The sequence below is a fragment of the Thermodesulfatator indicus DSM 15286 genome (assembly GCF_000217795.1).
Lineage (GTDB): Bacteria > Desulfobacterota > Thermodesulfobacteria > Thermodesulfobacteriales > Thermodesulfatatoraceae > Thermodesulfatator > Thermodesulfatator indicus.
Genome location: NC_015681.1, coordinates 2,019,194 through 2,040,578, shown reverse-complemented (window position 1 = coordinate 2,040,578; position 21,385 = coordinate 2,019,194). Strand labels below are relative to the sequence as shown.

The window sequence follows — 21,385 nt, the reverse complement described above, 5'->3', positions numbered from 1 at the left end:
ATATTTTTATATGCTTCGCCTCCTATAGAGGGATCAAAATTTCAAAAATTTAATCTTTATAGCCCTCTTTTTTGAAATAAACGGGACGGTATGTAATTTAGTGCAGGATATTCTTCAACCGAAATGACGGGTAAAAGTCATATACTTTTCGCCGGAACACTTGCCTGGGCCCTGGGGTATTCACCCCCCGAGGTTGCCTGTATAGCGGGAGCAGCCGTTATTCCCGATAGAATTGAACGCATAGGACCCATAAGGATTCTCAAACACCGTGGAATATCGCACGATCTGATTCTATGGCTTTTTCTACTTTTTCTGGTGGTTCTCCTTGAAAACAAAAATGTAATTCCGATTTTCTTCCTGAATGAGTGGAAAATCCTCTTACCGACGGAATATGGCTTTAACTCTTTATCACCACATGCATTATTCTTAGGTCCTGTATTTCACCTGTTTGCGGATGCGCTTACTCCAATGGGAATCAGTCTTGCCGGATGGAAAATTCGTTTTCCCCTCTGTCGGACCGGGCATCCTTCGGAATTCGCTCTGGTCGCACTCCTTTCACTCTGGTGGGGGGCCGTGGGATGGTATGCCCCGCGGCTCGATCCCGTGGTCGTCGTGGCCGCGGGAAAAACTCTGGTTCTCTATCCCGCCTCTTTCGTCGTCCGGCTTGCGGCCGCAATCGTACCCTTCGTACCCTTCGTCCTGTTAAGGTTCCTTCCGTCAAGATCGGCAAAACGGAAAACCGAAGTCCCTGCCATCGAACGCGAAGGGACACCGGAAGATCCGGAAAGGGAACCTGTCATCCTCAAAACCAGGGGTATCTGCGGAAGGGAAGTCGAGATTCGCCTGGAACCGGAGGGAAACACGCTGGTCGCGGATCTTCGGGAACTGAGGAACCTATGGATACCGGCAAGCCCTGCGCCCTCATCCGAAACAACTCCAAAAACCGAACCGGAACCGAAAAGAGAACCGAACATCGAAAGGACCGAACCGCGGGAGGTGCCTCAAAAGGCGACTAAATCGGAAGCCCCCGATAACGAAAGCCATCTTCCGAAAGACCCCGAAGGGAGATTGAAAAGACTTCTTGAGGAATACCGAAAGGACTTCGAAAGAAGTGGTCTTTCGGAAGCTGTGGATCAAGTTGCGGAGCTTCTCATTTCAGAGGGGGCCCGTTTCCCCTCCGTCGCCGGAAAGGACCCGGCGGATGCTTTACGTCCTAAAAATCATTTTGATCTTTTGGCTAAGGTTTCCCTTCTTGAACATTCTGTGAACACGGCCGAGAAGGTTCTTGCGGTGGCCCGGCGGAGGATGCCCGACGGATGGAGGGCCTCGGCTCCCCGGCTGATCCTCTGTGCCCTGGCCCACGACCTCGGAAAACTTCCCTCCGTTTCGGGTGAAGATTACTCAACGGCAAGCCATTCCCTGCACTCGGCCGCCTTACTGGGTAAGCTCCTCAGAGATCATCCCTGGCGGGAGGCCCTTACGGATATCGTGAAGAGGCATCACGAACGTATAGATGAAAAGACACCGGTGGAGCTTGAAATTTTAATCAGGGCCGATAAAGAAGCCCGGGAAGAGGAGGCCGAAAGGCTCGCCGGAGAAAAATTTTCGCCGCCTGTGGTGCGTCCGGAAACTATCTCCGGTAAGCCGGAAACCAGATCCATCCCCGATAGTTTTCCCCTGGAGAGGGTTTTCGCAAAAATTCCGGTAAATCAGGTGCTTCCTAACGGTTCCTTCGTAGCCTTTTCTCAGCCGGACGGAATCGTCTACATACAGGCTGAAAGTTTACATCTGGCCATCAGCGAAACCGCCCGTGAAATAGGTCTCGACGACTCCTTCTACCACTCAACCGAAAAACCCATTAAAAAGAGCTGTTTACAGAGTTTTTACGACGAAATCCGGCGCAGGGGATGGGCGGCGGAAAAACTTGTTTCCGAAAGCTTTTACGGAAATTTTTTCTGGGTCTGGAATCCCAAGAAAAACGACTACACCAGAACATTTTATATTCCCGTAAAAGCGGATGCTTTCGGAATCCCGATCGATGAACTGGAAAAACAAAGAAAATCGCATCCCGTAATCGCGGATCTTAGGATTAAGGGGGTGGCCCCGCCGGGGAGCTCACCGCCCGGTGACTAGCAAATTTCATTCCTGATCATTCCTGTAATGGTACAAAATTTTTTAAAAAAACGAAGTAAAAAACAAAGTTTTGAAAAAACTTCGCACCTATTTTCTTGTTTCATGTAGCTAAAATAATTTCAAAATTTTTTGTTTGCTTTCGGTTCTTTGAAAATTCGGTTTTGTTTGAGGCTCTACCGCCACAGGCGGTGGAGAGCTGATCCCGGTTGTTCCGGGATAAGATATTGCCCGACGGAATCTCCGTCGGATCGTATTATCCCCCGCGGCGGGGGAGACCAGGAGGTTTCCCCCGCTGTTGGGGGCTTCTCCCTCCTTCGGTCTCCGCCCGCCGCATGACCCTCTGCGTGTGGGCCGGGTTCTCCCCTACCCGCGCAGAGGTTTTCGGTCGGTGTAAGCGCGGCGGCCTAGTGGCCCTCCGGCCACACCGTGCGACGGGTGGAGAAAAATTTACGTAAGGAGGGAGGAGTTATGACAAAGAAAGGACAAAACAACAAAGAGGTAAAAAAAGAAAAACTCGTTAAAATCGGTTCTTTATGGAACCGGGTTATGGATGAAGGGAAAAAGTATAAGGGCGGTCGGCTTGATCTGGGACCGCTCGGCAGAGTTTCGGTGGCTCTATTCCGTGAGGAAGAAAAAGAATCTGACAAACATCCCGACTTCGTATTATATTGCGAAAAAAAACAAATAGGTGCCTTCTGGCTCAAAAAGAATAAAAATAAAAAAAGAAGTTTCCTTTCGGGGAACATTCTGGGAATTCCGGTAAATATCTTCGCGGTTAATGGTAAAAAATCGGAAAATGGTGCCGATTACGTAATTGTACGTTTTGCGGATTCTCCCAAAGAACAAGAAACCACCGCGGAATCCGCCGACAATGAATTTTAAAACTCGCCCCGTCGGGGGAGGAAACGTTTTTACGGCCACTCCCGTTCTGGAAATATGGCCTTGAGGCTGCTTATGAGGAGCGATTTGAAATGGACTATTAAAGTCTTTCGATATAGAATGGAGGTAAAAACGTGAGAGAAATAGCCATGGAAATTCAGGAGATAAAACAGGAACTAAAAAATCAAGAAGAAAAAGTAGATCGTACCATTAAAGAGCTGGAATTATTGCGCCAAATTTCTACAGACAATTTAATGGCGGTCCTTGAACTACGAAAATATCACGAAGGCCTAAGCCGTGAATTCAAAGATTTTAAGGATGAGATGAAGGCCTTCAAGGATGAAATAAACAAGAAATGGGGAGATCTCGCCAACCGGCTGGGAACTTTGACCGAGGACATCTTCGCACCGGGCATCCCCTATCTGGTCAAAAATCTAGGCTATAAAGTAAAAGAAAGAATGCTTAATGTGGAATACAAGAAGGACGGAATGTACAACCAGTATGATGTTATTGTAATAGCTGAAGATAAGGACGGAAAAGATGTCGCGTTTGTGGCTGAAGTTAAGAGTCAGCTCAGAGCCGAGCACTTTGATGACTTCAAGACAAAACTTAAAAATCTGATTATATACAAACCCGAATATGAGAATAAAAAAATTATTCCTGTTCTGGCTGCTTTTAACATACCTGAGGATCTGGTCAATCTGGCGAACAAACGGGAAGTTCTTCTCGTCCGAATGGGCGGGGAGTACCTTGAACCCCTCAATCCCGATGTCGTAAAGTAATATTTCCTGAAACTGAAACAACCCATCTCCCCGGCCGGGGGAGGCGAGAGCTTCCCCCGGTTGGGGGATCATTCCGCTCTCCCTCCTCCGGCCGGAAAAATCTCGCCGAAGGAGGGAGCCATGAAGAACGTTTACAAAGAAGTCACACAGATGGTCATTGAGACCTTGAAAAAGGGAATCGGTCCCTGGATCAGGCCATGGAAAACCGCCACCACAGGAGGGCACAGAAACGCCTTCTACGGTCGAACCTACCGAGGGATCAACGTATTGCTTTTGAACATCGCCGCCTGGAAAAGGGGTTTCACATCAAACCTCTGGCTCACATACAGGGAAGCGAGAAAGCTCGGCGGATACGTGAGTCCCGGGGAAAAAGGGACGGCCGTGATCTTCTGGAAATTCGTCGAGGTCCAAGAAAAGGATCACGAGGGCAAACCTGTCTACGACGCGGAAACAGGAGAACCCGTGGTCAGAAAAGTTCCCTTCGCCCGGGCCTATACGGTCTTTAACGTGGAACAGTGCGAGAATCTGCGCCTCCCGGAAACCAGGGAAAGGGTTACACCCGCTGATGTTCTGTTATCGGCCGAAAGGCTGCTTTCCCTCCCTAGAATAAGGTGGGGAGGCCAAGCAGTCTATTATCCCGAGCGGGACGTAATCGTCCTACCACCACGTCGTGCGTTCAGGTCGAGGGACGACTTCTACGCCACGGCCTTTCATGAAATAACGCATTGGACCGGACATCCGAGCCGTCTGAATCGCGACCTCTCGGGCAGATTCGGAGACCGGGCCTATGCGATGGAAGAGCTTGTAGCGGAAATGGGCTCCGCCTTTCTAGGGGCCCACGTAGGTCTCGACATCCGAAAACTCCAGCACCCGGAATACATAGGATCGTGGATCCGGGTACTGGAAAAAGATACAAAAGCTATCTTCACAGCGGCCCGGCTGGCTCAGGAGGCCTGCGACTGGCTCCTGGAACAGGCCGGGATGGTAGAAGCTTCTGAGGAGAAGAAAGCAGCCTGAAAATCGGAGGTAGTTCATGAAACTGCTTTTCAGCAGACACGCGCTGGAAAAGATGCGAGAGCGTAAAATATCTGTTGAAGAAGTTAAAAAGACAATTTCGTCTGGAGAGACAATCAAGGAATACCGCCACGACAAACCGTTTCCCAGCCGACTGGTTCTCGGTTTTCCGGAAGGTCGGCCACTTCACGTCGTCTTGGCTGAAGACCCCGAAGGTGTAAAATACATAATAACGGTCTATGAACCCGATCCTTCCTTATGGGAGGATGGTTTCAGAAGGAGGAAGAAAACATGAAGCTGACGTGTCCACTTTGCGGAGGACAAATGTCGGAAAGAAAAATTGATTACGAATTCAGGAAAAAGGACAAATATATAGTCGTTAAAAACGTCCCTGCATTCGTATGTGTAGAATGCGGGGAACAATATTTTGAACCGGAAGTAGTGGAAAAAATTTTAAACTCCGACATCGAAAAAGAAGGTCGTAGGGTGACCTGCCTGGAAGAGGTGGAGGTCAACTACGCAGCCCTTTAAAACCACGTTTTAGAAAATCCGGAAAAGGCGGCACAGAGCGGCCGGGAAAGGCGGCCCGGGCCGCCTTTTTCTTTTTCGGGGTGCCGAAAATTTCAAAAAATCGGGTAAAAAAGGGGTATTTTTTTAAAAAAAGGGACCCTTCTCACCCCCTCTCACAGGTTACATTTTCTCCCATGAAAAAAAATTGTTTAAGGGGAGAAAATGTTATCTTTTATCGGGCGAGTTGCTAATCCTTTTGCATCCGTTACCGTTGATGAAATTGAAAAAGCAACCACACGCTATACCCTTTCGCGGTGGTTACCCTATTTGGCTTATGATCCCGAGAAAGGTATCTATATAAACAGAGACGGGACGGCCGGATTTATTCTTGAAACATCTCCCCTTCCGGGTGCGGATGAACAGATTATACAAAATCTCACGGGAATTCTTGATTCACTTCCTCAGGAATCTGTGCTATCCGTTACCCTGTTATCTTTTCCCGCTCTTGATCCCGAAATAGAGCAATATGAGAAGCTTAAAACCAGGGTTTCGGAAAACCCGCTCCTTGAGGAAACGATAAAACGATACGCCGGGCATCTTAAAAAATGGACAAAGGGAATTCCCCATCTTCTGGGAACTCCCCTTAGAAGATTTAGACTGCTTTTTTCCTTCAAAGCCCCTTTCAGGGACGAAAAAAATCTCGAAGACATTCAAGATTTTAAGACGGTTGTAAGGGAGGGGTTAAAAGGGGCATATCTTTTCCCGGAAGAATTCAGCCCGGAAAGGCTGCTTTATACCTTTTTTGTATTGTTCAACGGCCGTACTGAACCGAATCTTTACTGGGATCCTTTAAGGCCGCTTTATGATCACCTTATTCTTTCGGAAACATCTGTAGAGGTAGAACGGGATAAACTCAAAATAGGTCCTCTGAATTACAGGGCCCTTTCATTTAAACAGGTAGCTTCTGATGTAAATGTTTTTAAAATGTCGGAACTTTTCGGAGGAAATAGAGGTTCTCTTGATGATAGCAATCAGATACCCGTCCATTTCTTATACACCGTTTTCTTTGTAAACGATCCTGACGTTGCAAATACAATTCGTTCAAAAGCTTTTCTTTTTAAAAGACAGGTTGAGAAGGAAGATTCTCTTATAACTCGTTTCATAGGTGAATATGCCCAGGAACATCTATGGGCGGTTAACGAGATCGAAAAAGGAGAAAAATTTTTATATGCCGTTCCGATCTTCTGGTTCTGGGACGAAGATGACTCTAAATGTATTTCCGCAATCAAACGTGCTAAAAGGATGATATCCTCAAAGGGTTTTGTGCCTCAGGAAGAAAAGGATATCCTTTTACCTCTTTTTATATCCTCTTTACCCTTCGGTTTTTATCACGAGGGAGCTAATCTTGAGAGGATTGATAGACATTTTCTCGCTCGCTCTGACCAGGTAGCAAATTTATTGCCGGTAATTGTAGACTACTGCGGTGGAGGAAAACCACATATCGTCTTCATATCCCGCAAGGGACAATTCGTCCCCTTCGACCCCTTCGATAAAGCCGCCACGAACAAAAATATATGCGTGATGGGAACCTCGGGAGGCGGCAAATCCTTTCTCATGAATCTTTACGTTTTATCCATGTACGCCGCGGGAGCAGCCTGCTGGATTTTTGATGTCGGTTATTCCTACCGGAAACTATGTAAGCTTTTAAATGGTCGTTATATCGATTTAGGAGAGGAAAACCTTTCTTTAAATCCCTTTTCACTGGTTCCCGAGGGTTCAGATCCTGAGTCCGAAAGTGAAAGAATGCATCATCTTGACACAATAGCGGCTTTATACGGTTGTATGATTTACTCTCATACAGGCGGAAACGCTACAGATACGGAAGCCAATATTTTGAGGGGAGCCGTTCGGTGGGCCTGGCGAGAATTCGGTAAATCCGCGGATGTGGATAAGGTTTACCTGTATTTGACAAGATTTACCGATCTTGCAAAGGATGAGCTGGAGGAGATATGTCCCGATGAAAGTACCTGCAGGTCAGATCTAGTTCATGCGGCCCAGAACCTTGCTTTCAACCTGACGGAATGGACCGGCAAAGGTTCTTACGGACGGTTTTTTAACGGTCCGGCTAGCTTTGATTTCTTTTCGTCCGAGGCTTTCGTTGTCCTGGAAATGGAAAGAATAAAAAGGATTAAACCTCTTTTACGTGCTGTTACAATGACCTGTCTTAATGCGGCAACCGCAACCCTCTACCTGCTGGAACGCAGTATACCCAAAGTTCTGCTTTTTGATGAATGCGGTGTTACCCTTGTAGAGTCAGGCGGGGGAGCTCACAACCTGTTTGGCGAGGTAGTGGAGGAAGCCTATCGCAGAGCCAGAAAATTTAACGGCAGCACCATTACGGTCTTCCAGGGCCCCCTGGACCTGGAAAGAATAGGTGCAGCCGGACAGGCCATAATAGGAAACAGTAGTTTTCTTTTTATGCTCCCCAGTGATCAGTACAATGAAGCCATCGAAAAACAGATATTACCGTTCAAAGAGGCCGGTGGTCTCCTTTCTTCGATTTCCTCGGCTCGTCCCCGGTATACGGAAATAGGAATTAAGTCTCCCTACGGGTTAGGGATAATCCGTGTGGTTGCCGACGGATTCCTGTACTGGCTCTGTACCTCGGATGCCGACGAATGGGCACATGTCGAGGCCCTGGCCCGCGAAAAGGGAAGTCTTATTTCTACCCTGAGGGAGCTTGCTGATAAAAGAGACCATGAAATGGAGAAGTTTCTTAAGAATTAAAATAATTACGGCAGTGTTTATACTGGGTCTGTGTACAGCCGGATCCGTTACGGCCGGTGATCCCGTATCGGCCGGAACGGATATAGGTTCACAGGTAAGAAAATCCTGGGCTTCGGAGGAAGGTTTTAAAAAAATAACCCAAGCACTTTACACCGGTAACACTACACTTAAAACGCTTGACGGATCACAACAAGGAACCGCTCGCATAAATTGTCCCGGAACATTAAGTCTTTTTGAAATACTCGTGCAGCCGGGTCCCACCGGAGATCTCAATTTTATTTCTGTAACCTACGACGTGGATTTCGACGGGAATTTCGAAAAACAATACCAAATCCCGGGTCCCGTCTCCGGGATATGTGCGAACGGTTTCGTTAAATGTGACGCGGGAACCTGGAATAACTGTCACTGGTATAAATGGAAGTTTGAAAACGAGGAACTAAGTGCGGAAGAAGTCAGTCCGTCCGATCTCGGAGGTTGCTATTGTATAAATACGGGTTGTACACAGGCCGGTTTTCTCACCTTCAAGGATCAGGTTCTTAGATCCCTCGGTGGAGGGGTCGCCGGAGCCATGGCTGCGGCCGATCCCAGGCTTTCTGTAGCCGAGGCAAAGATTGATGGCATTGCAATCCGCTACTACGCCCAGAATGTCGGTAATTGTTCATTAACTCAGGGGACCTTTTCTACTTACGGATTTGATAAACCGGAGGACCTCTATCAGAATGCCGCCCTTTTATCGACTCAAGCCGAAAACGAAGTCCTTTCCCAGAGTGCGGATTCCGACTCTTTTTATACTTTGCTGACCGGGAGTCCCGCCTTTACCAATGGAGAAAGGCTTACCTGTCAGAAGGTCAGAAATGTTTACGTGTCGAATTGTAAATTGACGGAGGATATTGCGGATTCCTGTTCGGCCTTGGAAAACCGTTCCGATTGTTATCTGGAAGAGGAAAAAGTCTACGACGTAAACGGCTTATCCGTAACTACCTACAGGAATTTCAATCCTACAGGTGTGAGTCCTGTAGATTCATGCGTAACCTTTAATCCTGCGGATTTTGCAAATTGTGTAGCGAATTGTCAGGGTGACATAACGACAGATGGTGGATGCAGTCTTTGCTATCCAGGACAAATACAGAGTGTTTCTTATCAAGGAAACGGTTTATGGCGGGTATCCCTCGCAAGAACGCAAACAAATTCCTGCGGTGACGTTTTTAACTATCAGGTCTGTGGAGAATTTGAGGTTTCCTGGGACATTCCCGACGACCCTACGGTCACGATAAAATTGGACGGAACGGTCGTAGAAAGCGTGACCATAGGGCATACAGATGGAACAGACCCATCCAAAGGTTCCTATCAGGGCGATACGGGATCCGAACAAAAAGAATTGTACGTTTCCCTGAACAACGAGGGAGCCTGTAACGGTTGGGCTAACGGTTCTTTAATTGTGTATTTGAAGTTGAACATTCCCTCCGCCGTATGCCACGACTGGTGGAAAATCGAACGCACCTATGTATGTACGGGAACCCCTACCCACGATCCCGACGTTTCGAGAGCTGACACCATCGCGGAAACCCTTACAGAAGGGGGCGGGACCTGGACATACACGGATCCTATAACCGGAACCGGATCCGTGGACTTGAATATCGAAACCGGCGAAACCTGCATCAAGGCCTGTAAATTAATGCTTACCGAGGATCGGGCCCAAGCCGGCGCGACGACCACTACCGCGGACTATCGCACCGATCCCACCTCGGTGACCTACATCTACCGCACCTGCATCGACGGAACATGCCCCGTGAATCCGGGAGAGACCATAGTCAAGGACTGCCAGTGCCTGAACGAATTTAACGAAGTCTACGGTGCGATGGAATCCCTCAGGCAGGCCACGGTGGACATGATATGTTCGGACGGAACGAAAAAATAAAAATACTGACCATTTTGCTTTTCTGGCTTCTGGCGCTTCCTCATTGGGCGGTGGCTGAATGGCTCTGCCCCAGGACGCTTCAAACCTTTGCGACCGCAGACGAATGCAGCCTCTTATGTCCCGGTGTGGATTGTATCGAATCGGGGACCTACATGTGCTCGGCCGATACCGACGGAGACGGTGAAAATGAACTCTATCAGTGTCAGCAAGTCTTCCGGTGTCCGCTTGGTAACTATCCCTGCGACGAGAACAATCGGTGCAGCATAAAGGGTAGCTGTACAGAAGAATCGACCACAACTAGTGAAAGCGGAAGCTGTGAAGAACAAGAAATTTTAATTTGTCCTAACCCGGAGGATCCTGATTGTCTCGTTTGGGCATACGTGTGTTCCCTAAACGGCACCCCGTACCAGACCCTTTCCGAGTGTCAGGAAAATTGCACGCAAACAACCACAACGACTTTTTACCGATGTAATCTAACCGACAAAACCTACGATGATTATTCCACCTGCCAAAGTGCTTGTGTAGAAACAGCCGTCTGCACTCAAACCTGGCAGTGTCCTATAGAAGGCGGCACCGAATGTATTGATATGGGAAGCCCTGACAATTATGAGGATGAATACACAGATTTTTCTTATTATCAGGACGATGGAGCTACGGATCCGGCTACAGGCGAATGTCTGGGACAAATTTACATATTCAACGGCCGCCCGATGATGTGCAGACGATCCGGAATCCAGACCGGTTTCCACAACTGCTGCGATGCTGATGACGAAGTGGTACAGGAACTGAATAATCAGTTAACTTCTCTGGGTGGAACTTTTGCCGTAATATCCAGGGTCAAAGATGCTATTTCCCTGGCATCGCAGACCCTTAACGCATACCAGGCGCTTTCGGCCGGAGCAAGTGCTTTAGAAGTAGCCTCCAATTTTGATTGGTCTCCAACGGCCATAAATGCTGCTATTACTGCGTTTAATAACGGGGAAAGTGTTACCAATGCAATCATATCTGCTCTTCAGAATGGTCTGGGGCTCACTCCTACAGGTATTATTACACAGATAGCTCTAAATTTTGCCATGGACTTCGCCATGAAAATTCTTTTCGGCGGTTGTAGCGAGGACGACGTAATGACGGCTGCATATAACGAACTCGGCTTATGTCATTACATCGGAAAAAAATGCGTTAAGAAGTTACCTATTGTCGGATGTGTTCAGAAGGCCAATGTTTATTGCTGTTTTAACTCCAAACTTGCGCGCATAATCCATGAACAGGGTCGAGCACAGCTTGACACCTTCAGCGGCTGGGGAACAACGGATTATCCGGATTGTAGGGGGTTTTCGCCTCAGGAGTTTCAGATGCTCGATTTTTCCCGCATAGATCTTTCCGAATGGTACGGAGACATAGAAACTAAAACGCAGGAAACTATACAGCAAAATCTTCAGCAAAATCTGGAAAATTTCAAAAATAATATTCGTTAAGGAGGGAGAGGCCATGAAAAAGATCTTTTTATTATTTTTATTTTTTTTGGTAACATCTCTGGCAACGTCCTGTACAACAGGAAAACAGAAACCCATCAATAGTCCCGAAACCCTTTCGGCAATACGGAATATTAACTTCACCGATGATAGAACAGATGTTGGCTTACTAATCGACAAGAAAAATTATCTGATCATATTTTCCTCTCCTGTGTCCGGAAATCAAAAAGAGGAGCTAACCGTATTACTGAACCTTCCTCGTGGTAAAGAAGAGGAATTTTTAAAATGGACGGAAACCGGAGAACTATCAGATGACCTGTTTAAAAAGGTACGTATCTCCTTGGGAAGAAAACCGGTTCGTGATCCGGAAACCGTAAGAGCCGTAATTCAATCTTTATATAGATCAAGAGCATATAGTTTTCCATATTTTTATATACTCGGACGTAATGGTCGGGTAGCCGAGATTCAGGGTGTTGATGACTATTTGCGATTGATTATAGCGTCGCATCAAAAAAACCTTCCCGATTTTTCCTTCCTTAGAAATCAGATAAGCATAGCAGGCATGATGGATATTATGGAATTTCACAACGAGGGAAGCAAAATTCTGGGAGCAAAACTCGGATTCAAAATGCCGTTTTTTCTGGCCATTGATAGTGCCATATCGGCTATGGGCCTTACTCATGATATCTGGAAACATTTAACCCGTGATTCCCGCGCGGAAAAGTTTCTTAAATCGGGTGCCTCGGATAGAGACAGGTGTTTAATGATTCTCACCGATCCTGGGAAAGAAATACTTAAAGATTCTGAAAAGGGACTTCATGAAGTTATCTCTTATTGTAGCAAATATCTGCAAAGAGAAAATCCTGCGGGTCAGGAACTTGTAAGGGTGGCAAAAGCAGAGGGTCGAGCTTTTGCCATACTTTACTTTGTTCATAAAAAGAAAAATCTCCCCGCAGAAGAAGTCCGTCAGGTCCTATCCACTATAGAAGAGGCAAATAAATATGCAAGGAATTATACGGAAAGGCGTTCTTTGAATTTTATCAAAAAATTTATCAGAAAAAATGCGTCCGCTAGTAAATAGGTTTCTTTTACTTATATGTTTTCTCTTACTATCCGGAGGAAGTAGAGCACAACCTCCGGATAACAACCCCCATCTTTCGGAAGCCCGGAAGATTGCGGAAAAATCCCTGGAAGAAATGAAGAAGGGACCACACTATAGAGAAGCTATTTCCCGGGCCCGGACATCGGCCGGCATAGCTATAGAGAAAAATAGAGATCTTCTGAAAGAGAAGAAGCCACCCGGGAAAAGATCCCCCGGTTCAAAGAATTTTATAAAGAAAAGATATTATCTGATTATATCGTCCTCGGTACCGACGGAAACCCTAAGAACCTACATGGCTCAGATAGAAAGATTGAGAAAGAAGGGAGTGGAGATCGTTCCGGTGGTGCGTGGATTCGTCGGCGGCATGAAGAAAATACGTCCCACTATCGAATTCTATTTAAAAATAGCCTTAAAAGACCCTTCGGTCGGCTTATCCGGGGACAATTTGAGGCCGGTGGCGATATCGGTGGATCCCAACGCCGCCCGAGGTGTTTTCGCCGTTCCGGCCCTAAAAACGAAGGACGGATCCTGCACGGTTTACGGGGACGCACCCCTTCCGTTTCTCCTGGGAAAAATCCGTGAGCACGAGTGCGGCAAGCGTTTCGGTGCGGTCTTCGAGTTCGCCGAAAGGGATGCTCTTGCCGAAATAAAGGAGGCCGCCGAAAGGGCCTTCCCGAATCCGGAAAAAATGAGGGCCTTTTTTGCCCGGCGGGTACGGGAGTTTACATATCTTCCCGGAGCTAAACTACTTCCTCCGGCAAAAGAGACCCGATTCAAGGTAGTCAAACCGGAATACGAGCTTCCCTTTGACGTCAGGGATCCGAAAACGGGAGAGATACTCTATCCCCGGGGCTACAGATTTAATCCCCTGGAATACGCTCCGTCGGTACCGTTCGAAGTCCTTCTCATAAACGGTACCAGGCAAAAGGAAGTGGCCTTCGCCCGAAGGATGGTTTCCGAAGACCCGCATCTTTCGGTGTGGGCGCTGGGAGGCGATGCCCGAAAGCTTTCCGGAGTCGTAGGACGTCCGGTCTTTTCCGGGGAAACACTGGCCCGGAAAGGCTGGTGTGCCGCTACACCCTGTCTCGTACGTCGTAAAGGAGAAGTTCTCGAAGTTAAAGAGTTCGGTCCGAAGGAGATAAAAGGAGGTAACGGTGCAGCTAATACAGCCGGATCTTGATCATGATTTGCGAAATAAAATATGGGGAGCACTGGAAATACTTAAAATATATTTACAAAAGGCCGAAAATGATAACAAAGACATATCCGCGCTCATAAAAGTCAAAACGGCCCTGGAACAATCCCTGGATCTTCTCGATGGTAAGAGCTCTCATGTCAATATAAAAAATCTGTCACAGATGGTCCGGAACTCCCTGATAGATATCAAGCCGATAGCCCGGGCACGAAAAATAAACCTGGAAATAGAAACAGCCGATATTCCCCTTCCCGTGTCCATAAACAAATTTGTTTTTTTACGCATAATTCACAATATCGTTTTAAATGCCCTGGAAGCGGCTGCCTCCAGGGTGACGGTAAGGTGCGGTTACTATACCGGCGATTACGGTGGTTCGGTATCCCCGGCCGTAACGGTTCGTAATGATGGAAACTCGATTGATCCCGTTCTCTTACCCGGGATATTCACGAAAGGTTTTTCCACTAAAGGAGAAGGAAGGGGGCGGGGGCTAAGTATAGTAAAACAACTTCTTGAAGAAAATAATGGGGATCTAATTCTTTTTACTTCGCCGGGAGAAACCGAGTTTTTGATCATTCCGGGAGGGACCGATGAATAGGGTCTTCTTTGTAGTCTTTTTGGGGATATTTATATTCAGCGGGAAAGCTTTTTCTCTTTGTGATCCCCGTTTTGTTAATCCGGTTACGGACGTATGCTGGAGCTGCGCTTTCCCGATAAAGATAGGCGGTATAACCGTACTCGGATCCGACATGCCGGATGCTGATGCTCTCTCCTCGCCCGTATGTTTCTGTCCGGGACCTGCCGGAATTCCTGTACCGGGTATTTCGGTTTCCTTCTGGGAACCCTATAGAATTCTTGAGGTGGTGTCGGATCCCTGGTGTATGGTGGCCGAGGGAGTAGATATGGGAGGTATAACATCCCGAACCGCAAGGGGAACCCTGGTGGGAACTGGATACGGTGCAAATTCCCCCCATTATTTTGCCCAGGCCCACTATATAGTTTTTCCCGTATGGGGAATTTTAGGTCTGCTAACCGATATACCCTGTGTGGAGTCAGGAGGCTGGGATGTGGCTTATATGACGGAACTTGATCCTCTGTGGCAGAACGACATGCAAAGCCTTATCCTCAATCCCGAGGCCCTGGTTTTCGGCAATGCCCTTTTACAGCTTGCATGCACCGCGGATGCTACGGCTGCGGCATTCGGTCTTCCCCGTGACGAACTTTTTTGGTGTATGGGGCAATGGGGGAGCGCATATCCTCTTACGGGCCGGGTAGCAACGGGGAACAAAATTCTGGGAGCGGCTGCCGTAGCGGGAAGATTGCTTTATAAGCTTAATAGAGAGTTACTTCTTTGTGATAGGGCGGTTTCACCCTGTAGCTGTGTTCAAACGCCGATCTGGATCAAATCACATTATCGGCTTCAAATAGTACGTCCGAAGGCCAATACCGGAAGTGCCATACGTATAGGCGAGCCCTCGCCCCTCTGGGAGGCGGGACAGGCACCGCCGCTTGAAAAGGGGACCGATAATTTTGCCTTCATCGTATTCCGCAAGGTGAATTGCTGTCTGATATGGACGCCATGAGGAGGAAACGATGAAAGAGAGGTATGAAATAGTCATAAAAACCGGTGGTCTCTCGGAGGAAGAAATTGCAAAACTCAGGCAAAAGGCCCGTAAAAAAGCCCTTATAATAAGAAATTTTGATCCGGAGGTTCCTATATTTCTAGTTGAAGAAGATAATGAATCCGAAGAAAAACGGGAGATTCAGGACAAATGATAAAGAAAATATTTTTTACCGTAATATTTGTTTCTTCATTAGTTCTTATTCTCAGGATGGACTTACTGAAAGAACTTTTGGGAAGTTTTGCCGGAAGGCCATTTCTGTTATTTGCTCCCGTAATGGCCGGGCTTTCCGGCTGGCTCTGGATAGTAGAAAAGAATTTTCGAGCGGCTTTTTTAAGCTATTTACTTACGGCGGGTCTGGTTTTTTCGGATTTTCTATATCTTCTTGCCGCAAAGCTAACGGGAGGTTGATATGTCCGATACGGTCATAATCGAATCCGGGGGGAAAAACCTTCCCGCAGGCTTACTTGAGGTGATTAATGATCTTCAAATGTGGGCTTCAAGGGAGGCCTATGAACGGGCGGATGAAATTACTCTTGATGTTTACGGTGCCGAGAGACGACGAGCGGTACGAGAGGTTATGGCCCGTATCGCAAGGGAGGAACTTATATTTCTGGTGGTGATTGTATTTCTTATTGAGGCCGTGCGTAAAAACATTCTGGTACCCTTTGCCGGAGAACTGTCACATATCCCTGCCGTGGTAATGGCGGTTTTCTGTCTTGCTCTTCCTCTGCTGGTACCTCCGGCTATTCTTGCCTGGGGGGCAACGAGAGCGACGGGAAAGCTTTCTTCATTTATAGCCCGTTATGCATCCGGGATCAGGGCTACCTGGTTAATCGTGGGTTCTTTCCTCCTCTCTTTTACCCTTTATATACTGCTTCCGAATTCCGGCCTGGTTGATCTTTTTTACGAGAGAATTCCGTCTGTAGCTCCGACGGTGGAAATAATAGCCGGGATTTTAGTTTCAGCGGCACCCTGGATTTTTGTTTTTGCAACAATATCCGCCGTGCTTCCTCTTAGCATTTCATATTTCGTTTCATCACGTATAGAAAGGAGAAACCGTTTTGTAGAGGAGGTAAGGGGTTCATTATAAAAAATTTGATTTGGAAGGAGGTATTTTATGAGTGTGAACAAAGTCATCCTTATAGGACGCCTGGGAGCGGATCCGGAGGTCCGTTACACCCCCGATGGCCAGCCGGTATCTACTTTTAACCTGGCCACATCCGAACGCTGGACTGACAAAAACGGTCAGCGGCAAGAAAGAACGGTATGGCATCGCATAGTGGCTTTCGGCAAACTGGCCGAAATCTGCGGGGAATATTTGTCTAAAGGACGCCAGGTCTATATAGAAGGACGGCTTCAGACCCGTTCCTATGAAGACCGGGACGGCATAAAACGTTATGTTACAGAAATAGTGGCAGTAAACATGCAGATGCTTGGCCGCCGGGATGAACATGGTAATAGTGGAGGAGATAGCTCTGAAACTTTCCCGGATGAGCCACCTCCCGATGAAGATCTTCCGTTTTAGGATAAATTTTGTTAAGGAGAAAAAATGCCGGATGTTTATCTTACCCAAACCCAAATTGAATTCTGCCAGGAGCTGAATTCTTTCTTAGATATCTCTTTAGATGCCTTTAAATAATTATCTCTAGCTTTGTTTAAAAAATCGGGGTCATTCCAATTGTTTTGTATCCGGTCAGCTAGTATCTTTAGTGTTTCCATTTGTTCGGTCTCTTTTAACATGTTTTTCACTGAATTTTTCCTCCTTTTTATTTTTAGTAACAAGATAAAATTCCTAGAGGTTTTGTAAGCAGGGCCGTAAAATCAAAAAAAGGTGAATAAACTGTAAAAATATGTTTAGTTGGATCCGCCGAAAAAGCTAAAATACCATTTAAATTTTGTAAATATACTTCTAAATACCACAGGAAATGTGGCAAATTCTGATCCAGAAATAAATTAAAATTATTTTCATTTACAATGAATTTAGCATTTTCTTTCAAAAAAGTCTTTATTACACTATTTTCTGCTATGAGAGTTCTAACTTTTTGTAGTTTACCTAAATTATTTTCTGCTATAAAAGATTTTATAGTAGAATAAATATATGCTTCAAAAGCTTCTTTAAGTCTGGGATAAGGGAAAAACACTCTATTAGGTTCCGGGAAAATAAGATAAGAACTATCATCTAAAAGTTTTTGAATATCGTCCTTAGATACTATTGCAAAAAAGCTAGGCTCTTTTCCGAAAAATTCTTATAGAAAATACCCAGAATCGTCATAGATTATATAATCCTTTTCACTATTATTCTTTAAAGTATGACCAATCAATACACTAACATGTTGTTTAGTAGCTAAAATTACAGGAAAGCCACTTTCAATTACAGAATCTAAAATATTTAGGAAGTCTTTTTTAAAATCGCCATATCTTTTTATACATATATCTATCCTATTGTTAGCAAAAATCTCTGCAATTTGATAAATTAATAAACCATCACTAGGGAAGAGTTTTGTTCGATAAAAAGAATAACTATTCACTATATCATGAATATGAACACTATTAAAATTCCATTTTTTATGTAAATATTTACAAACCATTACAATATCAGCATGCGCACATCTAGCAACTACACCATCTTGGGAGTAAAAAGGAAAAGTCTGAATGAACATTTCCTTAAAGGAAAGATGGACGGGCTTAGGATAATCCATTACAAAAAATTTTGTATCTTCCATTTGGAATTTTTTCTTATACTGTGGAAGAAAAATCGGAAAGTTAGGATAAACAAAAGAAAGCAACGCATTTGGTTCAGGCAAATCTCTTAAGGTAATAAAACCGAGATAATTTTCTGGTTCTACAGAATTTTTGATAAAAAAATGAATTCTAAAAACTTCATTTGAAGGAGAATACAGAGTATTTATATAATGAAGAGTTATTAATTCTTTCCATTCTCTTTGGGTATATTTTTCAACCAAAAAATATTTAGATAAATCGTAAAGACAAGCAATTCTAGGTAATAGATAGTTTTCTAGTAATTTTTTATCAATTTTTAGATCATTACCTATTTCCTTTAATAGATATTTTTTTTCTTTTAATTTCATTTTTTCAAAGAGAATTTCCTAATGTAATTCCTAAACTATACTTTTTATGAAAAGTTCAAGTGGAACTGACCTTTCATTTTATAAAAATCATCAAAGATTTTGTCAATTTATTTTTTCTTGAGGCATGATCTTAAAATTCCGTAAAAATACTCCGGCGGCCTCCTCTCCGCCGATGATTCGGATTTTGATGATTATTCGGGGTGCATGTTTCTCCTTGTCGCCGTCTGGGGCACCCTTGCAGCACTGGAAAAGCTCTGGCGTGTCGTGAGATAAGGCGAGCCCCTCTCCTAGACCGACCCCCTCTACTGGCTTGCCGAATTGCCAGGGAAAACGAGAAAGGGCTTGTGAATTCAACATGCAATTTGGACCCTTAACGGTTTTTATAATCTTCTTCGTCTAGATGATCCAATATGGTGGACTACTGAACTACTGAAGAAGATATTGAAAGAGCTAAAAATATCCTTAGAGAAGAAGATTTTATGGAATCTCAAAGTCGAAAAATAGATACTTATAGATAAAAGATCTTTCTCTTCAATCTATTTGCCAAACCTTTATACGTATAAATTGCTTTTTCATATCTTTTGTCCCTTGTTGTATATTATCTTGACATATACCTAAATAATTATCTAATAATTTTAAAAATTACAAATAAAATGGATAAGGGGATGGAGAATAATTTTTATCCAGACACGAATAATGGAGAATTATACCGATATTTTGACTCTGTAGAAGAACTCTACAATTTTGTTGATAGTTGTTTTCATTCTTTAACGGAAAAGTTTAAAGAACCTTATTTAAATCAGATAAAAATAAGGGGGACAGTTCGGCTAAGTCGGAAACAGAAGGGAAAATATTATTATTTTGGAAAACTTTTTTCAGAGGAAGGATCTACGATAGATATATGGATTCCTCCCAGACTTGTCGAAGATATTTTTAAAAATGATATAGAGGAGTTTGAAAGTGACACATATATTTTAGGAACTATTAATTTAAAAGTAGACGCATATTCCTTAAAACCTATTATAAAAGTAAATTTTTTGGATCTGATACAAAAAGCTGATGAAGAGTTTTTGGAGACCCAAAAAAAGGAAATCAACCTGATAGAACTCTGGAAGAGATTTCCTCATTATAAAAGGCTTTTCCCGGATGATATCAGCATTACCGTCATACGACCTCTAGTAGATACGGCCTATCAGGATTTTGAAGGGAAACTGGAGTCGGTCCGGGAATTTATTAAAAATTATAGAACCATTCCCGTGAAGATAGATTCTGCGGAGGAAATAGTCCAAGCCATAAACGAGGCCCAAGGGACTGTATTGGTAATGTTGCGCGGTGGAGGAGAGGACGTTCAGTTTGAGGTGTTTAACGATCTAAGAGTGGTTGAGGCTTGGGCGGCCAAAGAGTCTTTCAAAATTCTCGGGCTGGGACATACGGAAAACAGGGGTTATCTAATAGAAATATTTTCCGATGTAGTTACTACGACACCTACTGAGGCGGGTAATTATATAGCTTTGGAGATACAGAGGCGAAGGCAAGAGAAGGCAGCCGAGGAGCTCCGAGGGAAATTGGTAGCTCTTGAAAAAGAAAAAGAAGAAAGAGAAAAGGAAAGGCAACGTCTTGTTCAGGAGATGAATGAGACCCGCCAAGAACTGGCAAAACATAAAGGAGAAAACGAAGAGCTTAAAAGGAAAATAAGGGAAAAAGAGACAAACTTAAAGGAAAAAGAAGAACAGATAAGAAGATTGAACAGAGAAATTTCGGAAAATAGAGAAAAACTCGGGCGTTTGGAAGCAGAAAAAAGATTGAAAGAAGAGGAACTCGAAAAATTTATGAAAGATTATGAGAAAGAAAAAACGGAACTTAAGGACATATATCTAAAAAACAATAAAGAAACTAAACGAAAAGTAATTTTCTACGGATTTATTCTAACATTTATAGCATTTATTGCTGGTATTCTATTGGGAATAAGTATTAAGTAGCAAGGTTATAATTATGTTAGGGAAGATTAAGTACTATTATAGCAAAAAGGAATATGGAGTTATTGTTGGAGAGGACAAGATAGATCGCTTTTTTAATATTGGAGATATTATAATGGGCGTCCCAGAAAAAGATGCTAAAGTAATATTTAAACCTAAAAAAGGAAGAAATCATCCTCGTGCTTCAAATGTAAAAATAATAGGAAAGATTTATTGCAGAGGTACTAGCACCAGAAAAAAGGTAATAAAAGAATATAATTTAAAGCCAGTTGCTCATGTTCGATTACTATATGGACAGAAAAAAATTAGTTGTACGGGTCATATATTAACGGATCGTTATTACTGTTTTTGGTTTAAAAATAGACAAAATTTTGAAGACAATGGTTATTTCTTTTGTGGTTATGACGCGGCAGAACAATTCTTGGATTTATTGCAATTACCACATTTGCCAATATTTGATCCTTTAAAATCACCGAAAAAACCTCCTTCTAGCGACAATAAAAATGAAAGTAGAGAAAAAATCGATATGAAAGATGGGCGAAAAGCTGGAGATACAAATAAGATAGAAAATCCAATAGCTAAACAGCTTTATGATGCTTTTCATCTGTTAATAATATGTGCTGATATTATTCCAAAGACTGATTCTCCTTTGGCAAATATCAAAAAAGAAATAGAAAGAAACCTTTACAAAGAGCTCGCTAACGAAGTAATGAAAGAACTGGATAAATCAATTAAAGGACTTAATACAATTATATCAAAAATATTGAAAACACCACTTCAACAGAAAATTCAAGAGCTGAGAGAAAAAGGAAATGATATAAAAGAATATAAATTTGATCTTTTAAATGAAAGACTAAAAGCTAAAGGTGTACAAAAATCCTTTTTTGGATAACAACAATTTCCAGG

At 44.2% G+C, this 21,385-nt stretch carries 22 protein-coding genes; 19 read left to right on the top strand and 3 right to left on the bottom strand.

Annotation, left to right across the window (positions count from 1 at the left end; genetic code table 11):
• Window positions 1-123 precede the first annotated feature (123 nt).
• From THEIN_RS10040 to THEIN_RS09960, 17 genes are all read left to right on the top strand, one after another.
• Complete coding sequence (locus THEIN_RS10040) at window positions 124-2,133, top strand: HD domain-containing protein (RefSeq protein WP_013908559.1); 2,010 nt, start codon at window positions 124-126, stop codon at window positions 2,131-2,133.
• A 468-nt stretch (window positions 2,134-2,601) separates the two neighbouring features.
• Window positions 2,602-3,015: a DUF736 family protein gene (locus tag THEIN_RS10035; RefSeq protein ID WP_013908558.1), complete on the top strand. Its 414-nt coding sequence runs from the start codon at window positions 2,602-2,604 to the stop codon at window positions 3,013-3,015.
• 131 nt (window positions 3,016-3,146) lie between these two features.
• On the top strand, window positions 3,147-3,794 hold the full coding sequence (locus THEIN_RS10030; protein WP_013908557.1) for a DUF8196 domain-containing protein: 648 nt from the start codon (window positions 3,147-3,149) through the stop codon (window positions 3,792-3,794).
• A 120-nt stretch (window positions 3,795-3,914) separates the two neighbouring features.
• Window positions 3,915-4,811, top strand: coding sequence for an ArdC family protein (locus tag THEIN_RS10025; protein WP_013908556.1), 897 nt, complete (start codon window positions 3,915-3,917; stop codon window positions 4,809-4,811).
• A 16-nt stretch (window positions 4,812-4,827) separates the two neighbouring features.
• Window positions 4,828-5,103, top strand: coding sequence for a DUF4258 domain-containing protein (locus tag THEIN_RS10020; protein WP_013908555.1), 276 nt, complete (start codon window positions 4,828-4,830; stop codon window positions 5,101-5,103).
• Entirely contained in the window at window positions 5,067-5,339 is a 273-nt protein-coding gene (locus THEIN_RS10015) for a YgiT-type zinc finger protein (RefSeq protein ID WP_083817697.1), read from the top strand. Before THEIN_RS10020 ends, THEIN_RS10015 begins: the two co-directional genes overlap by 37 nt.
• A gap of 201 nt (window positions 5,340-5,540) precedes the next feature.
• Window positions 5,541-8,105 (top strand): TraC family protein, encoded by a 2,565-nt coding sequence (locus THEIN_RS10010; protein WP_013908553.1) that lies wholly within the window; start codon window positions 5,541-5,543, stop codon window positions 8,103-8,105.
• On the top strand, window positions 8,077-10,023 hold the full coding sequence (locus THEIN_RS10005; RefSeq protein WP_013908552.1) for a hypothetical protein: 1,947 nt from the start codon (window positions 8,077-8,079) through the stop codon (window positions 10,021-10,023). Before THEIN_RS10010 ends, THEIN_RS10005 begins: the two co-directional genes overlap by 29 nt.
• Entirely contained in the window at window positions 9,999-11,498 is a 1,500-nt protein-coding gene (gene traN, locus THEIN_RS11780) for a conjugal transfer protein TraN (RefSeq protein ID WP_013908551.1), read from the top strand. Before THEIN_RS10005 ends, traN begins: the two co-directional genes overlap by 25 nt.
• Window positions 11,499-11,511: 13 nt before the next feature.
• Window positions 11,512-12,576 carry a hypothetical protein gene (locus tag THEIN_RS09995; RefSeq protein ID WP_013908550.1) on the top strand — a complete coding sequence of 355 codons (1,065 nt, stop codon included), beginning with the start codon at window positions 11,512-11,514 and terminating at the stop codon, window positions 12,574-12,576.
• A gap of 115 nt (window positions 12,577-12,691) precedes the next feature.
• Window positions 12,692-13,777 carry a TrbC family F-type conjugative pilus assembly protein gene (locus tag THEIN_RS11775; protein WP_169311176.1) on the top strand — a complete coding sequence of 362 codons (1,086 nt, stop codon included), beginning with the start codon at window positions 12,692-12,694 and terminating at the stop codon, window positions 13,775-13,777.
• Window positions 13,752-14,387: a sensor histidine kinase gene (locus THEIN_RS09985; RefSeq protein ID WP_041434701.1), complete on the top strand. Its 636-nt coding sequence runs from the start codon at window positions 13,752-13,754 to the stop codon at window positions 14,385-14,387. Before THEIN_RS11775 ends, THEIN_RS09985 begins: the two co-directional genes overlap by 26 nt.
• Window positions 14,380-15,372, top strand: coding sequence for a TraU family protein (locus tag THEIN_RS09980; protein WP_013908548.1), 993 nt, complete (start codon window positions 14,380-14,382; stop codon window positions 15,370-15,372). Before THEIN_RS09985 ends, THEIN_RS09980 begins: the two co-directional genes overlap by 8 nt.
• Before the next feature lie 10 nt (window positions 15,373-15,382).
• Window positions 15,383-15,565 (top strand): Rossmann-fold NAD(P)-binding domain-containing protein, encoded by a 183-nt coding sequence (locus THEIN_RS09975; RefSeq protein WP_013908547.1) that lies wholly within the window; start codon window positions 15,383-15,385, stop codon window positions 15,563-15,565.
• Complete coding sequence (locus THEIN_RS09970; protein ID WP_013908546.1) at window positions 15,562-15,822, top strand: hypothetical protein; 261 nt, start codon at window positions 15,562-15,564, stop codon at window positions 15,820-15,822. The genes THEIN_RS09975 and THEIN_RS09970 overlap by 4 nt, the downstream gene beginning before the upstream one ends.
• A 1-nt stretch (window position 15,823) precedes the next feature.
• Complete coding sequence (locus tag THEIN_RS09965) at window positions 15,824-16,504, top strand: hypothetical protein (RefSeq protein WP_013908545.1); 681 nt, start codon at window positions 15,824-15,826, stop codon at window positions 16,502-16,504.
• 27 nt (window positions 16,505-16,531) lie between these two features.
• Window positions 16,532-16,939, top strand: a complete 408-nt coding sequence (locus tag THEIN_RS09960) for a single-stranded DNA-binding protein (protein ID WP_013908544.1) — start codon at window positions 16,532-16,534, stop codon at window positions 16,937-16,939.
• A gap of 35 nt (window positions 16,940-16,974) precedes the next feature.
• Here the strand turns inward: THEIN_RS09960 and THEIN_RS09955 are convergent, their stop codons facing one another.
• From THEIN_RS09955 to THEIN_RS09945, 3 genes are all read right to left on the bottom strand, one after another.
• Window positions 16,975-17,163, bottom strand: a complete 189-nt coding sequence (locus THEIN_RS09955) for a hypothetical protein (RefSeq protein ID WP_013908543.1) — start codon at window positions 17,161-17,163, stop codon at window positions 16,975-16,977.
• A 23-nt stretch (window positions 17,164-17,186) separates the two neighbouring features.
• The gene (locus THEIN_RS09950; RefSeq protein ID WP_013908542.1) at window positions 17,187-17,555 is read right to left on the bottom strand and encodes a hypothetical protein; all 369 of its coding nucleotides are present in this window, start codon (window positions 17,553-17,555) and stop codon (window positions 17,187-17,189) included.
• Window positions 17,556-17,660: 105 nt separating this feature from the next.
• Complete coding sequence (locus THEIN_RS09945) at window positions 17,661-18,503, bottom strand: hypothetical protein (protein ID WP_013908541.1); 843 nt, start codon at window positions 18,501-18,503, stop codon at window positions 17,661-17,663.
• Between the two features lie 653 nt (window positions 18,504-19,156).
• Between THEIN_RS09945 and THEIN_RS09935 the strand changes: the two genes are divergently transcribed.
• Together THEIN_RS09935 and THEIN_RS09930 are read left to right on the top strand one after the other, a co-directional pair.
• Window positions 19,157-20,482 carry an exodeoxyribonuclease VII large subunit gene (locus tag THEIN_RS09935; RefSeq protein WP_083817696.1) on the top strand — a complete coding sequence of 442 codons (1,326 nt, stop codon included), beginning with the start codon at window positions 19,157-19,159 and terminating at the stop codon, window positions 20,480-20,482.
• Window positions 20,483-20,495: 13 nt separating this feature from the next.
• Entirely contained in the window at window positions 20,496-21,371 is an 876-nt protein-coding gene (locus tag THEIN_RS09930) for a hypothetical protein (RefSeq protein ID WP_013908538.1), read from the top strand.
• Window positions 21,372-21,385 lie beyond the last annotated feature (14 nt).

Coding starts and splice junctions, on each gene's coding strand:
- THEIN_RS10040 (WP_013908559.1), top strand. CDS start 124: ATGACGGGTAAAAGTCATATACTTTTCGCCGGAACACTTGCCTGGGCC.
- THEIN_RS10035 (WP_013908558.1), top strand. CDS start 2,602: ATGACAAAGAAAGGACAAAACAACAAAGAGGTAAAAAAAGAAAAACTC.
- THEIN_RS10025 (WP_013908556.1), top strand. CDS start 3,915: ATGAAGAACGTTTACAAAGAAGTCACACAGATGGTCATTGAGACCTTG.
- THEIN_RS10020 (WP_013908555.1), top strand. CDS start 4,828: ATGAAACTGCTTTTCAGCAGACACGCGCTGGAAAAGATGCGAGAGCGT.
- THEIN_RS10015 (WP_083817697.1), top strand. CDS start 5,067: ATGGGAGGATGGTTTCAGAAGGAGGAAGAAAACATGAAGCTGACGTGT.
- THEIN_RS10010 (WP_013908553.1), top strand. CDS start 5,541: ATGTTATCTTTTATCGGGCGAGTTGCTAATCCTTTTGCATCCGTTACC.
- THEIN_RS10005 (WP_013908552.1), top strand. CDS start 8,077: ATGAAATGGAGAAGTTTCTTAAGAATTAAAATAATTACGGCAGTGTTT.
- traN (WP_013908551.1), top strand. CDS start 9,999: ATGTTCGGACGGAACGAAAAAATAAAAATACTGACCATTTTGCTTTTC.
- THEIN_RS09995 (WP_013908550.1), top strand. CDS start 11,512: ATGAAAAAGATCTTTTTATTATTTTTATTTTTTTTGGTAACATCTCTG.
- THEIN_RS11775 (WP_169311176.1), top strand. CDS start 12,692: ATGAAGAAGGGACCACACTATAGAGAAGCTATTTCCCGGGCCCGGACA.
- THEIN_RS09980 (WP_013908548.1), top strand. CDS start 14,380: ATGAATAGGGTCTTCTTTGTAGTCTTTTTGGGGATATTTATATTCAGC.
- THEIN_RS09975 (WP_013908547.1), top strand. CDS start 15,383: ATGAAAGAGAGGTATGAAATAGTCATAAAAACCGGTGGTCTCTCGGAG.
- THEIN_RS09970 (WP_013908546.1), top strand. CDS start 15,562: ATGATAAAGAAAATATTTTTTACCGTAATATTTGTTTCTTCATTAGTT.
- THEIN_RS09965 (WP_013908545.1), top strand. CDS start 15,824: ATGTCCGATACGGTCATAATCGAATCCGGGGGGAAAAACCTTCCCGCA.
- THEIN_RS09960 (WP_013908544.1), top strand. CDS start 16,532: ATGAGTGTGAACAAAGTCATCCTTATAGGACGCCTGGGAGCGGATCCG.
- THEIN_RS09945 (WP_013908541.1), bottom strand. CDS start 18,503: ATGAAATTAAAAGAAAAAAAATATCTATTAAAGGAAATAGGTAATGAT.
- THEIN_RS09935 (WP_083817696.1), top strand. CDS start 19,157: ATGGATAAGGGGATGGAGAATAATTTTTATCCAGACACGAATAATGGA.
- THEIN_RS09930 (WP_013908538.1), top strand. CDS start 20,496: ATGTTAGGGAAGATTAAGTACTATTATAGCAAAAAGGAATATGGAGTT.